At 58.5% G+C, this 12,478-nt stretch carries 14 protein-coding genes and 1 pseudogene; 3 read left to right on the top strand and 12 right to left on the bottom strand.

All coding sequences use genetic code 11. The annotated features are described in order from the left end of the window. The first annotated feature begins 2 nt into the window (after window positions 1-2). Window positions 3-1,412 (top strand): MFS transporter, encoded by a 1,410-nt coding sequence (locus tag ABQX22_RS05340; protein ID WP_349797230.1) that lies wholly within the window; start codon window positions 3-5, stop codon window positions 1,410-1,412. 23 nt (window positions 1,413-1,435) lie between these two features. Here ABQX22_RS05340 and ABQX22_RS05345 read toward each other — a convergent pair. From ABQX22_RS05345 to ABQX22_RS05380, 8 genes and pseudogenes are all read right to left on the bottom strand, one after another. Beyond that, window positions 1,436-1,786: pseudogene (locus ABQX22_RS05345) on the bottom strand (ExbD/TolR family protein); the annotation flags it as partial. Between the two features lie 62 nt (window positions 1,787-1,848). After that, window positions 1,849-2,082 carry a MotA/TolQ/ExbB proton channel family protein gene (locus tag ABQX22_RS05350; RefSeq protein ID WP_349797232.1) on the bottom strand — a complete coding sequence of 78 codons (234 nt, stop codon included), beginning with the start codon at window positions 2,080-2,082 and terminating at the stop codon, window positions 1,849-1,851. A 339-nt stretch (window positions 2,083-2,421) separates the two neighbouring features. After that, complete coding sequence (locus ABQX22_RS05355) at window positions 2,422-3,258, bottom strand: transporter substrate-binding domain-containing protein (protein WP_349797234.1); 837 nt, start codon at window positions 3,256-3,258, stop codon at window positions 2,422-2,424. Further along, the gene (locus tag ABQX22_RS05360; protein WP_349797236.1) at window positions 3,255-4,016 is read right to left on the bottom strand and encodes an amino acid ABC transporter ATP-binding protein; all 762 of its coding nucleotides are present in this window, start codon (window positions 4,014-4,016) and stop codon (window positions 3,255-3,257) included. The genes ABQX22_RS05355 and ABQX22_RS05360 overlap by 4 nt, the downstream gene beginning before the upstream one ends. Further along, window positions 4,013-4,672, bottom strand: a complete 660-nt coding sequence (locus ABQX22_RS05365) for an amino acid ABC transporter permease (RefSeq protein WP_349797238.1) — start codon at window positions 4,670-4,672, stop codon at window positions 4,013-4,015. Before ABQX22_RS05365 ends, ABQX22_RS05360 begins: the two co-directional genes overlap by 4 nt. After that, a complete protein-coding gene (locus ABQX22_RS05370) occupies window positions 4,653-5,318 on the bottom strand; it encodes an amino acid ABC transporter permease (RefSeq protein ID WP_349797240.1) in 666 nt (221 codons plus the stop codon). Before ABQX22_RS05370 ends, ABQX22_RS05365 begins: the two co-directional genes overlap by 20 nt. A gap of 1 nt (window position 5,319) precedes the next feature. Then, window positions 5,320-5,742, bottom strand: coding sequence for a hypothetical protein (locus ABQX22_RS05375; protein WP_349797242.1), 423 nt, complete (start codon window positions 5,740-5,742; stop codon window positions 5,320-5,322). 279 nt (window positions 5,743-6,021) lie between these two features. Then, window positions 6,022-7,272 carry an MFS transporter gene (locus tag ABQX22_RS05380; RefSeq protein ID WP_349797244.1) on the bottom strand — a complete coding sequence of 417 codons (1,251 nt, stop codon included), beginning with the start codon at window positions 7,270-7,272 and terminating at the stop codon, window positions 6,022-6,024. Between the two features lie 102 nt (window positions 7,273-7,374). On the opposite strand from ABQX22_RS05380, the gene ABQX22_RS05385 reads away from it, so the two are divergent. Further along, window positions 7,375-8,343, top strand: coding sequence for an AraC family transcriptional regulator (locus ABQX22_RS05385; RefSeq protein WP_349797246.1), 969 nt, complete (start codon window positions 7,375-7,377; stop codon window positions 8,341-8,343). 88 nt (window positions 8,344-8,431) lie between these two features. On the opposite strand, the gene ABQX22_RS05390 is transcribed toward ABQX22_RS05385, so the two are convergent. The 4 genes from ABQX22_RS05390 to ABQX22_RS05405 all read right to left on the bottom strand — a co-directional run bounded on the left by ABQX22_RS05390 (window position 8,432) and on the right by ABQX22_RS05405 (window position 11,631). Next, window positions 8,432-8,725: a YciI family protein gene (locus ABQX22_RS05390; RefSeq protein ID WP_349797248.1), complete on the bottom strand. Its 294-nt coding sequence runs from the start codon at window positions 8,723-8,725 to the stop codon at window positions 8,432-8,434. A gap of 146 nt (window positions 8,726-8,871) precedes the next feature. Further along, on the bottom strand, window positions 8,872-9,384 hold the full coding sequence (locus ABQX22_RS05395) for a VOC family protein (protein ID WP_349797250.1): 513 nt from the start codon (window positions 9,382-9,384) through the stop codon (window positions 8,872-8,874). A 14-nt stretch (window positions 9,385-9,398) separates the two neighbouring features. Continuing rightward, the gene (locus ABQX22_RS05400) at window positions 9,399-10,376 is read right to left on the bottom strand and encodes an alpha/beta fold hydrolase (protein ID WP_349797252.1); all 978 of its coding nucleotides are present in this window, start codon (window positions 10,374-10,376) and stop codon (window positions 9,399-9,401) included. 40 nt (window positions 10,377-10,416) lie between these two features. Next, entirely contained in the window at window positions 10,417-11,631 is a 1,215-nt protein-coding gene (locus ABQX22_RS05405; protein ID WP_349797254.1) for an MFS transporter, read from the bottom strand. Window positions 11,632-11,747: 116 nt separating this feature from the next. Between ABQX22_RS05405 and ABQX22_RS05410 the strand changes: the two genes are divergently transcribed. Beyond that, complete coding sequence (locus ABQX22_RS05410; RefSeq protein ID WP_349797256.1) at window positions 11,748-12,365, top strand: TetR/AcrR family transcriptional regulator; 618 nt, start codon at window positions 11,748-11,750, stop codon at window positions 12,363-12,365. The last annotated feature ends 113 nt before the right edge of the window (window positions 12,366-12,478 follow it).

Below are 12,478 nucleotides of genomic sequence, written 5' to 3' on the forward strand. Positions count from 1 at the left end.
TATTGGCCACCGTCATTGCGGTGCTGGACATCAGCGCCATCAACCTTGCATTACCCTCGATCGCCAAAGATCTGGGACTGAACATCCGTGATGCACTCTGGTTGAGCAAAGCCAACCTGATCGCGTGCGCCATCGCGATCCTGCCGTGCGCGGCGCTGGGCGATGTGATTGGTCATCGCCAGATGCTGAACGTTGGCCTTTTCACCATTGCCACAACCTCGGCACTGACCGCGCTAAGCAGCGATCTTGTCTTGCTTATCTCGCTGAGAGCCCTGCAGGGCTGCGCAGGTGCCGCCATCATGTGCAGCACGTTGGTGCTGGTTCGCGAAATTTTTCCTCGTAACAGGCTGGGCGCAGCATTGGGAATCAATGCACTGTTCATTGCTGTCGCGACTACCGCTGGCCCCGCCTTGAGCGGATTGATCCTGTTCTCGCTGTCGTGGCGCTGGCTATTCGCGCTCAGCCCTGTGCTCGCGTTGATTGCGCTGTTGATCGGGAGAATCTGCCTGCCTGACAAGCGTCTGGAAGGTTGTTGTTTCGACTGGATCGGGACCCTGTTGCTGACCGAAACCGCAGCGAGTTTTCTCGGCTGGTCGCTGTATCCCTCGTTTTCGTGGATCGGCGCCGTGGCGGCTCTTTCCACGCTCCTTTTCGTGCTTCACCAATATCAGGCACGCTGGCCGATCATGCCGCTCAGCGTGTTTGGCAATGCACGATTCGACTACGCCTTGCTGGCTTCAATCATCGCCTTTACCGGCCAAAGCAGCGTATTCATCGCGCTGCCTCTGGTTTTTCAACAACACATGGGCTACAGCCCGCTTGCGGCGGCAGCGTTGTTCATGCCCTGGCCGTTGGTGACCGCCATCGTTGGCCCTTGGGCGGGAAAATATGCTGACCAGAACAGCCCGCGCCTCATGGCTCTTCTCGGCATCACAGTATTCGCAACAGGTGTTGCCTTGCTTGCCATCCTGCCGTCGAGCCCTTCGCCGCTGGACATCTTGTGGCGCACGGCAATCTGTGGTGGCGGGTTTGGGCTATTCCAGTCTCCGAATAATAGAGAAATCCTTACCAACGTTTTGCCGGAGCATATCGCCCGGGGCGCTGCCTTGCTGAGTTCCGCACGACTGGTCGGCCAGGCGATGGGCGCCGTTTTGGTGGGTGCCATTTACGTAGGTACTCAGCAGCCACCGACTATAGCGGCTGAAAACAATGGCCTGCTCGACCTGCTCTTGAGCGTGACGGCGTTCCAGATTGGGTCGCTTTCTTTGGGCGTCTTAGTCTGGTTTTTCCTGCCGCTGGGCCCGTTCAAGGCGGATTCCGGCGCAATGGATCAGTTAACGCCGGAGCCATCTGACCAACTTCGTACCTGTGAAGCGATCGGCCCTTCAGTTAGGCCCGATTCAAATCGTTAGAACAACTGCAGGACACAAGGCAATCATTTGGCAGTAATCACCGACAACCTGGTGATCCCGGCCTTCTCGATCAAGGTTATCGCCATCGCCACCTCCCCGTAATTCACGCCGTTTTCTGCCTGCAGCTGCACGCGCACATCGGCGTTTTTTTCCTTCGCCGCGCGCAAGCTGGTCTCCAGCAGATCCGCTTGTATCTGATCCTTGTTGATGAACAGCACACCCTTGTCGTCGATGCTTACCACCAGCGGGTTCTTCCGCTCCACCGGCGCGACCGATTCGGTCTTGGGCAGGTTGATCGGGATCGAATTGGTCAGCAGCGGCGCCGTCACGATGAACAGCACCAGCAGCACCAGCATCACGTCCCCCAGCGGGGTGAACGTTAATCTCGCTCAGCACTTCATCGCTGTCTTGTGTGGAAAAGGCCATCTCAAGACGCCTACTTCACTTTACGCCCAGCAACGGAAGCGCCGGACTTGCCCAGTACCGGGCGAAGCAGCACGCAAAACGCACTTTTCTGCGCTTGGCTGTAGAAGTCATGGGCGAAGTCATCGAGGTCTGCAACGGTCAGTTTTAAGCGACTCAGAAAGTAGTTGTAAACCAGCACCGCCGGCACCGCGACAGCGATACCGACGCCGGTCGCCACCAGTGCCGCGCCAATCGGCCCGGCCACGGTTTATAACCATTCTCAACAGGACTTCGATGTAACACCAGCCAGCTTCCGACGTAGTACGCCGCCCTGTCTCCCAGTGCTCCCGCTGCGTTCGATATGCCCAAGCAAGCGGCTTGACTCCCTTCTGGTGCCAGCGATGCAGTCATCGTTTCAAACGCAGGAAGCGGGATACGGCTATCTGAACCGAAGACGCCTGAAGGGAAATGTTGTCGCGATGCTTGGCGCGCTTCGCACAAGCCGTAACGAAAACGGCCTGCCGACAATGGCGCCATTGAAAGCGCCATTACCGACAGGCCGTTCTGTCACGCGTTCTGTGACGGGCTCAAACCCTAAAACCGATTACGGCTTCCAGGCGCCACCTTCGACAATCACTGCCGCAGGGTCGGTGCCTTCAGCCAGTTGGCGGCGCACGTACTGGTCGTAGAGCTTGAGCAGGTATTTCTCCTGGCCCAGGGTTGCCAGTTCGGTGTTCACCCAGTCACGCAGTTCAGTGTTGCCTTTCTTCACCGCCGGGGCAATCGGCGCTTCGTCGCCCAGTTTCTGCGCCAGCACGCGGTAGCCCGGATTCTGTTTGGCCCAGCTGAACAGCACCAGGTTGTCTTGGGCGTAGGCATCGCCACGACCGTTGGCCAGGGCTTGGAGCGACTCGGAGTTCTTCTCGAACTTGAGCAGCTTCCAGTCCGGGTGATTCTTGGTCAGCCAGATATCAGCGGTAGTGCCGGTGGTGACGATGGTGGTCTTTTTCGCCAAGTCGTCGAGGCTTTTCACGTCGCTCTTTTCAGGCACCAGCGCCTGCACGGCGACGCGCAGGTTCGGGTGAGTGAAGTCGACCATCTGAGCACGCTCCGGGGTCACGGTCATGTTGGCCAGGATCAGGTCGACCTTGTCGCTTTGCAGGAACGGGATGCGGCTTGCCGGTTCGACAACGACGAACTCGATTTTCTTCTCGTCGCCCAGCAGGTCCTTGGCGAAACGACGACCCAGGTCAGTGTCGAAGCCGACGTAGTCGCCTTTTTCATTGACGAAGCCAAACGGAGGCTTGTCGCTGAAGACACCGACGATCAGCTTGTCGCGGGCCTTGATTTTGTCCAGATAGCCTTCGGCATGGGCGGCGGCAGTGCCGGCCAGCAATCCGAGGGCAAGCAGAGGTAGAACGAGGGCAGTTTTAAACGTCACGATGCTTTCCTTTTTGGCATGTTTGCTATGTAAGAGAACTTCTCCAGGAACTGCTGCGCGCGTGCGGTCTGCGGGGAGCTGAAGAATGTTTCAGGGTCGCTCTGTTCGGCGATTCGGCCGCCATCCATGAAGAGGATTCGATCCGCCACCGCACGGGCAAAGGCCATTTCGTGAGTAACGATCAAGAGGGTCATGCCAGTGCGCGCCAGGTCTAGAATGACTTCCAGCACCTCCTTGACCATTTCCGGGTCAAGGGCGGCAGTGACTTCGTCGAACAGCATGACTTTGGGGTTCATGCATAACGAACGAACAATGGCGATGCGTTGCTGCTGGCCGCCGGAGAGTTCGCGGGGATACGCGTCGCGTTTGTCCAGCAGGCCGACCCGCGTCAGCAGCGCTTCGGCCTGCAACAGCGCGTCGGCGCGGGAGCGCTTCTGCACGCTCACTGGCCCCAGCAGAATGTTGTCCAGCACGGTCATGTGCGGGAACAGGTGATAACTCTGGAACACCATGCCGATCTGCTGGCGAACCAGACGCCAGTCGGTATCGGCCGGCAGCTCGCGACCGGCAAAACGGTAATGCCCGGCCTGCCCCAGCTCCAGCCCGTTGAGGCAGCGCAGCAAGGTACTTTTGCCGCAGCCGCTGGGGCCAAGAATGACCACCACTTCGCCCTCGCGGACGCTCAGGTCGATGTCCTGCAAGACCGGCACCGAGCCGAAGCTCTTGCTGAAACCGGACAGTTCTATCAATGCGCTCATGAATGATTCCAACGCCGCTCAAGCACCCGCGACGCCGCCGACAGCGGGTAGCAGGCAAGAAAGAAAAACACAAACAGGAAGCCGTAGATCAATACCGACTCGTAGGTCCGTTCGATGATTTGCTGGCCGATCTTGATCACGTCTACCACGCCGATCAGCACCGCCAGCGAGCTGGTTTTGATCAGCCGGGTGAAGACGTTGATCATGGGCGGTGTCATCCGCCGCAACGCCTGGGGCAGCAATACGCGACTGTAGAGCTGCACCAGCCCCAGACCGATTGAAAGACCCGCCTCGCGCTGGCCACGGGGTATCGAACGCAAAGCGCCGCGCACGACTTCGCCGGTTTCGCTGGCGCCCCACAGCGACAGCACCAGCACCGCGCACCAGAAACCCGGAATGCTCCAGCCGAAGAAAATCGGCAAACCGAAAAAGAACAGGTACAGCCAGACCAGCACCGGGATCGCCCTGAACAACTCCAGATACACCAGCAGCACCCAGTCGATCCAGCGGATCCCCAGATTACGCAACACGCCATAGATCAGACCGCCGACACTGCTGAACGCAATCGCCAGCAAGGAAATGCCTAACGTGCGACCGATGCCCTGCGCCAGTTGCGGCGCTGACACCCATAACAACTCAAGACCCGAACTGGCCATGCTGGAGCCTCCTTTCCACAACCCGCAGCAGCAACGACAGCGGCACGAACAGCAGGACGCACAGCGCCGTCATGACCGTGAGCATCTCGTAGGTCTTGTAGTACAGAGCGATGTAACTCTTGGTGGTGTAGAGAATTTCCGGCACCGCCACAGCCGATACAATCGTGGTTTCCTTGAGCAGGAACACGAAGTTGGCAAACAGCGCCGGCAGGCTGAGAATCCCGGCCTGAGGCAGGATCAAGTGACGCAGCAGCTGCCAGCGCGACAAGCCAATCGACAGCCCCGACTCGATCTGCGACTTGGGCACAGCCTCGATCCCGGCACGCAGGATCTCGGTCAGGTACGCGCCGCCCAGAAAGGTCATGGCGATAATCGCCGATGCGAACCCGGAGATCCTGATGCCCAGCACAGGCAGCGCGAAGTAGATGAAAAACAGCTGAATCAACAGCGGCGTGTTGCGTGCCAGCTCAACGTAGACACGCACCAGCGGTTGCAGGAACGGAACGCGAAACGTCGCAATCGCCGCGTTGATCAGCGCCACGCACAGCGAGGTGGCGATCGCGATCAGACCAACCTGGAGCGTGACGCCAACTGCAACGAGGAACGCTGGCAGCGTGGACAAGGCGAAATCAACATCGAAATTCATGTCATCCGTTGCCTTGCGACAGAGTGGCGTTGGCGCCTGGCAGCAGGTCACCGTCTAGCCGGGCGATGTGCTCGGGGCCGATGCCCCTGCTGCCGCCGCCGATGCTTGCGCCCTGCTCTACCCACCTTCGAGCCCAACACAGATAGGCATCGGGACCGATGCCCTGACGAATTTTCAACAGCGTGGCATTGGCTTCGGCCTCTTCGCTGACCACCGGAAACGCGTCGGGAGACGCGCCGACTTCGACATCTGCGCCCTCCTCATCGATGACCTGACGCGCAACGATCACCGCCTCCCCCCTGGTGAGGTTCTTAGACTGCACCGGCTCGCTGACATTCATCGACGGCGTGGAAAACTGATCGATTGGTGCGGCCCTTTCCGCCTGAGGGATGGTTCGGGGTTGAGGTGAAATGGCTGCGGACACAATGACTCCTGAAAAATCGCTGTAACGCCCGGCAGAAGATCGCAGCGTCAGCTTGGTTCATCAGTGATTGCAGGCTTTATGCCACTCGGCAACAATCGCTAAAACGAGCCTGGCGTCGGCGCTAAAAGGATCGTAAGTGTTTGTTTTGATGTGATCTGCTAATCGGATGTTGCTGCAACAACAGTGAACTCTGTGAGCTGGCCGATCAGTGACAGATCGGCCCTTGCTCATCAGGAATTTCCCGGTAACGGACGGATGGCGGCGGTGTGGCAAAACGAATCAAGGGTGCACCGCGGGTTTGGGCTGGCGAACGCCCTGGACAGAAGGGACACGGACACGTAGCGCAATCAGCAACGCGGCGAGCAGCATCAGCACCGCTGCCGCGACGAATACGCCTGCGCTGCCACCGAGGCTGAACATTGCGCCGCCAGCGGCGGCGCCCATGGCGATGGCAGACTGCACAGATGCCACCACCATGCCTCCGGCGCTTTCCGCCTGATCAGGTACTGCGCTGGCGACCCAGTTCGACCACGCTACCGGCACCCCACCAAACGCCAGGCCCCAGATTGCCAGCAGCAGCGCCTGCCCCGGCAACGAGGTCGGCAACAGCACCAACGCCAGTGCTGCAACGCCGACCAGTGCGGGCATCAGCACCAGAGTGACCAGCGGGTGGCGCTCCAGCAGCCTCCCCGCCAACAGCGTGCCCACGAAGTTGGCCACACCGAACCCAAGCAACATCAGTGACAGTCCTTGCGAGCCAACGCCGGTAGCCCCCTCAAGGAATGGCCGAACATAGGTGAACATCGCGAAGTGCCCGCTGTGCACTAGCACGCAACCGAGCATCCCCACGGCTATGCCTGGGCGCTGCAATACCTCCAAAACAGTGCGCAGTCTTGCCGGGTGGCGCGGCGTAAGGCGCGGTAAAGTAAACGACTGAAACACCAAGGTGACCATGCCCACCGCCGCCGCTGCAAAGAACGCGCTGCGCCAGCCATACAGCCCGCCCAGATAGCTGCCCAGCGGCACTGCCACTACCGTGCCAATGGCGATTCCGCTGAAAATGATCGACAGTGCCCGGGGCAACAATGCACTTGGCACCAAGCGCATCGCAACCGCGGCCGCCATGCTCCAGAACCCGCCTAGGGCAATACCTAGCAAGATGCGCATCAACAACAGCACCGCGAAGCTGGATGAAACGGCGACCAACAGATTGGAGGCGACCATCAACGTGGAAAATCCCAGCAACACCCAACGCCGGTCGATGCCACGTGTTAGGCCTGGCACCAGCAAACCGGCGAACAGCGCTACTACTGCTGTCACTGTTACCGCCTGGCCAGCCAGCGCTTCGGACACTTCCAGGTCAGTGGCCATCAGCGTCAACAAACTGGCCGGAAGGTACTCAGCGGTCAGTAGCCCGAACACCCCCATTGCCAACGAGAAGACCGCCATCCACGCGGGGGACGCTGGCTCAACATCCAAGCCAACGCCGGTATGGCGGTCGGGCACGGTATTACATACGCAGTCGCTCATCGTACGGATCTCCCAATCTTCATGAGGAGCCGAAGTCTAGGCTGTGGAATCTGGATGATCTATGATCGAACATCTCTAGTTTTTGACTAAAACACCTGGATTATGTCAGCTGATCAATTTGCTCGCTCCTCAGACCTCATCAACGAACTGTTACGCGGCATGCGCCTGCGTGGTGTCCAATACCGGCGAATCCAAGCGGGCCCTACCTTCGGTTTGGGCTTTATGGAAAAACCTGGGCATGCCTGGTTCCACTTCATGGCCGTCGGCAATGCAGTGCTATGTATGGAGGACGGCACCACCTACGCGCTGTCTGCCGGCAACGCCGTGTTCATCTCCCATGGCGCTTCTCATAAACTGTCTTCACATCCCGACGAGCCTGTGCAAGACATCGACCATCTTGACGGCGCGCCGCTAGGCGACACCATCAGCGCGGTGGATACCGGAACCGGTGCCAGCACCACGCCGAGCACTCTTTTGTTTAGTGGTTGTATGGAGTTTGAACTGGGCAGTATTCATGGCCTGGGCCGGCTGATGCCGGGCCTAATGCTCATTGATACCGGCGGCCAGCGTTACCCCGGGCTGGTACCGATTCTCACCACGATGGAACGCGAGGTAAGCGCCGCACGCGTAGGCTTCGCCGGAATCCTTGCGCGCTTGGCGGACGTGGTGGCTGCCATGGTCGTTCGCGGCTGGGTGGAGTGCGCCTGCGGGAATGCTTCCGGCCTGGTCGCCGCCTTGCGCGATCCACGCCTGGCCGGTGCACTGCTTGCGCTCCATCAACAGCCGGGTCGCGACTGGACCGTTGCGCAGTTGGCAGAGCACTGCAATACCTCACGTTCGGCCTTCGCGGACCGGTTCCAGGTGACGATTGGCATGACGCCGCTGCGCTATGTCACCGAACTGCGAATGCGCCTTGCAAGCCAGTGGCTGACCCTGGAAAGGTTATCGATTGAAGAGGTAGCACAGCGCTTGGGCTATACATCTCAGGCCGCTTTCAGTCGCGCATTCAAGCGCATTACGGGCAGAACACCTGGTTTAAGTCGTAAGTTGAGGCAGCCCGCTGTTACTTGACGTCCAATGGGGTCTGCGTACGAGTGGCAATTCAACCAAACGTTTTTGGCAAGCTTGTCTGTGATGAAGTTAGTGGCTACATGGCCAGTTAAGAGGTCGGATCGAACAGTCGCACTTCTTGAATGTTGATCACTTCCCAAACCTGTCCTACGACATACGGTTCATCTCGTAACCACGCATCCATTTCCTCGCGACTATCAAATGAAAAATGCGCATGGGAGCCCACCATACGGCCGCTTTCGTCCACGAGGGCTCCCCCACTAATGAATTGACCGCGAGCGGCCAAGGTTCTCAACCCCTCTAAGTGGTCAGTTCTGTAAGCCAGTCTACGCTCCAGTGCCTTTTCATCCCCAAAGTCATACGCAACAAGGGCAAATTGCATGAGAATCTTCCTTAGCGGTTATTAGAATCGGGCAGACTATCAAACCTTAGGCGTGAGGCTCATTGCTTGCGCCTGAAGTCCGCTTGCGCCCTTGCATCGGTTGTTGATGCCCACACCCTCAGCGCTATCGCGCAGTCAGATGTAGCTCAGGTGGGTCTCCAACGATTCACTTCCCGTCCTGGCCCTGTATCAGCCGGGACTGAAATCAGCTCAATCAATGATCCCCAGGGGGCGCGGATATAATGCATCGAATTGCCCGGCCCCTCTTCTACTCCGAACAGGGCGTTCGGCCCGCGCAGTTGCGTACCACCCGCCGCCAGCACCCGACGGAGCACCGAGGCGAGGTCATCACAATAAACGGCAAAGTGTTGAAGCCCCTGCGCGCCGATCCCTTCAACACCCGCCCCTGGATGATCGATTTCGAACAGTTCGATGTTGGCGGAATCGCCGAGACGCATCATGCGCGTTGCCACGATCGACTGGTCTTCTTTCAACGCGACCGTCGCGGCAAGGTCCTCGGGTGATCGGTGTGGGTGGCCATCGATGACAGTGTCGTAAACTATAGCTGCGTCGAATGCCTCTCGCAAAAACCTGGTCGCCGCCTCGATGTCCGGAACCGTAATGCCGATATGATCTATCCCACGTACTGTGCTGGACATGGTGCCCTCCTGCTTCATGGCCGATCCAGGAAGGAGCTGATTAGAGGGTTTAGCGCCGGCGCGCACTCCTCTGGAACCCAGTGGCCACATCCTGGTAAGACGTGTGCTTCGACGTTAGTCGCGTAGCGCCGAATATTTTCCGGCTGCTGGGCTCCGAATCCGCCATTGCCACCCCCGCCTACCGCAAGCACCGGAATAGTCACCTTGGTCATCGCTAATTTTGCGTTCTGCGCAATCGACTGGGGGAGCGCGCGATAGTATTCAAATGCGTGGTGGAAGGTTTGGGGCTTCGAGTAGGAGCGGACGTAGCTGTCTATCAGTCCATCGCTGAGCGCTTCTTGGTTGCTCGCATGGTGACGGATGAAATGCGTCAGGAATAACCGCTCGTTCCCTTTAACCATTGCGTCAGCCAACTGATCGGAGGCCGCGAAGAAACTATGGTGCCAGCCTGGGGCTTCTCCGTTCGCGGCAAAGGCTGGTAGTGAATAAAGTGTGTCGTCTGGAATTGTCGCTTCGATGAAGGCTGCCTTAACGATATCCGCTGGATGACGCGCGACCATCGGATAGCTATTCCAGATGCCTATATCGTGTGCAACAAGGTAGAAAGGCTTGTCAGGACTGAGGCGCTTAGCAAGTTTGTGGAGATACTCAGAGATATCCACTCCGGTGTAAGACGTTTGCGGAGCATCCGACAGTCCAAGGCCGGGTAGATCGACTGCTATTACCGTGTAGCGTTTCGCGAGTTGCGGCATGAGGAGACTCCACTCATGCCATGTTTGCCCAAAGCCATGGACTAGAAGCACGAGCGGGCCTTTACCACCATGCACGAAATGCAAGTTCACTCCGTCAACACTCTCGTATCTCCCGGTGAATCCGTCAGGAAGCGGAAATTCCTCCTGCGCGATCGGGGTGGCTTGGCGCGACGCTGCTTGAATCGGCGCTCCGATTGTTACCAGTGCAACAAGAGCAAGCGCCATTGCGTATGACTTCATTCTTTTTTACCTTCTTTATGGACAGTAAATCAAAAGCAGGTCAATGACTTGCCTGAGGGCGAGGGCCAGGAGGAAAGGCGAAACGACGGGCGGACAGTGCAATGACGAAGGCCAGCAATGCGAGCGCGGCAACCGCGGGCGGGAGCATCTGCGCCCCTCCAGTCGTGAGCAACACTCCCCCCAGCGCTCCACCAGCTGCGATCGCTAAGTTCCACGCGGTGGTCACCATTGCCTGCGCCAAGTCGATCCCATCTCCGGCGGCATCAGCCGACGCGGTCTGCATCATGGCGCCAGCCCCACCAAAGCCCAGGCCCCAGATCACCGCTCCGGCGTAGACAACAATGCTGTGTTCCCCAGCGATAGCCAGGATGCCGGCAGTTAAAGCGAACGAGCCGATAGCGAGAAGTATCAAGCGGCGCAGCATCCGATCTACTCGCCGTCCGACGATCCAGATACCAAAGAGCGAACTGATTCCGAATGCCAGCAGGACGAGATCTACACGCGTTTGCGCAGCTTTTGTGAACGGCGCGATGTAGGTGTAGAGGATGTTGTGGGCTGTCATCCACGTCAGAATGACAAGCAGGATCGGTATGATGCCCTTCGTACAGACAACGCGAATAAGCGAGGGGCGATTGTCGCCTGTCCGGCCCGGGGCATCGGGTACCTTCGCGATGATCCACGCGATCAACAGCACACCGAGCGCCGTAAGGATTAAAAATGATCCGCGCCACCCTACGAAGCTCCCCAGGAACGTCCCCAAGGGAACACCCAGCGATAGCGCCAGGGGCACGCCTACCATGGCGACTGCCATTGCCGGCCCAGTCTGGTCCGGACGCACGATGCTGCGCGCGTAACCAGCGAGCATTCCCCAAGCGAGCCCTGCTGCACACCCCGCGATGAAGCGCGCGATCAACACGACGGCTATTGATTCCGACATCGCTGTCAACGTGTTGCCGATCACAAAGCAGATAATGGACGCGAGCAACACCGGTCTTCGGCGAAAGCCCTGCGTCAGACTCGTGAGTGGAATCGCTGCCAACAGAGATCCCAGCGCATAAACGGCAACAAGCTGGCCCGCGATCGCTTCTGAGACCTGAAGGCCGGAGGCGATTTGGGGCAGCAAACCTGCGGGGAGCGTCTCGGTAACGATGCACAGGAAGCCACTGGCTGCGAGACCGGACAGTGCCGCGATCGGTAGAGCCGAGCTCGCATCAGGTGCCTTTTGGGCAAGGCTTGGTGACTGGGAAGGTTGCATGGTTGTCCTTCTGGTCAGATGGAATCCCTGCCGGTAATCATGGCTGTCAGGGATGTGGTTATTTACGTTAGTAACCACTATAGTATTCGGAATTCCTGGAAGTAAAGGTTTATATAATGGCCATTAACGTAAATAGGCGATCGCGTGGGCGGCCGCGCGAGTTCGAACTCGACGTGGCTATCCAGGTCGGACAGGATCTGTTTCACGAGCACGGATATGAAAATGTCAGTGTGGCTACTCTGACCGAAGCGATCGGGATCACTGCGCCTAGCTTCTATACTGCGTTCGGTAGCAAAGGCGCGTTTTTTCTGGATGCATTGAGACGCTACTCAGCCACCGTCGTGCCACTGGACCGCTTCTTGATCCCAGGCAACCCCCCTGGGACAGCCCTTGGCGAGATGCTTATTGCTGCGGCACGTGCCTATGCCGCCCATCCCAGGAGGCGTGGCTGCTTTATCCTCGAACATGCGAAGGCCGGGAAAAACGAATGGGGCATCGCGGCTACACAAATTGCGGGGGAGAACCGGGACCGAGTGCTGGTGTTTCTCAAGGCAAACGAAATCCCAGCGCCTGCACGGGTGCTGGATTATGTCGCCTTAACCATGCTCGGCCTATCGGCGGCGGCACGTGAGGGATGGGACGAAGAAAGGCTTATTGCCGTCGCAAAAAACGCAGCAGCAGGACTCGACTCGTTGATGTTGCGCGACCACGTCTCACCCGAAGTGTCTGCATGAACCAATGAAAGGGGTGGTGCAAATCTGCACCAATTGGTATCCCATTAGCTGTTCAGCCGGCTATAACCCTTTGTTTAGCCAGATGAACTAGAACGTCGTATGGTCGATCCTGT

Source organism: Xanthomonas sp. WHRI 1810A (assembly GCF_040202885.1).
Classification (GTDB): domain Bacteria; phylum Pseudomonadota; class Gammaproteobacteria; order Pseudomonadales; family Pseudomonadaceae; genus Aquipseudomonas.

Excerpts from the sequence above, each read along its gene's own strand:
- ABQX22_RS05360 (WP_349797236.1), bottom strand. The coding sequence starts at position 4,016 with ATGAGCGCATTGATAGAACTGTCCGGTTTCAGCAAGAGCTTCGGCTCG.
- ABQX22_RS05365 (WP_349797238.1), bottom strand. The coding sequence starts at position 4,672 with ATGGCCAGTTCGGGTCTTGAGTTGTTATGGGTGTCAGCGCCGCAACTG.
- ABQX22_RS05370 (WP_349797240.1), bottom strand. The coding sequence starts at position 5,318 with ATGAATTTCGATGTTGATTTCGCCTTGTCCACGCTGCCAGCGTTCCTC.
- ABQX22_RS05380 (WP_349797244.1), bottom strand. The coding sequence starts at position 7,272 with ATGAGCGACTGCGTATGTAATACCGTGCCCGACCGCCATACCGGCGTT.
- ABQX22_RS05385 (WP_349797246.1), top strand. The coding sequence starts at position 7,375 with ATGTCAGCTGATCAATTTGCTCGCTCCTCAGACCTCATCAACGAACTG.
- ABQX22_RS05390 (WP_349797248.1), bottom strand. The coding sequence starts at position 8,725 with ATGCAATTTGCCCTTGTTGCGTATGACTTTGGGGATGAAAAGGCACTG.
- ABQX22_RS05395 (WP_349797250.1), bottom strand. The coding sequence starts at position 9,384 with ATGTCCAGCACAGTACGTGGGATAGATCATATCGGCATTACGGTTCCG.
- ABQX22_RS05400 (WP_349797252.1), bottom strand. The coding sequence starts at position 10,376 with ATGAAGTCATACGCAATGGCGCTTGCTCTTGTTGCACTGGTAACAATC.
- ABQX22_RS05405 (WP_349797254.1), bottom strand. The coding sequence starts at position 11,631 with ATGCAACCTTCCCAGTCACCAAGCCTTGCCCAAAAGGCACCTGATGCG.
- ABQX22_RS05410 (WP_349797256.1), top strand. The coding sequence starts at position 11,748 with ATGGCCATTAACGTAAATAGGCGATCGCGTGGGCGGCCGCGCGAGTTC.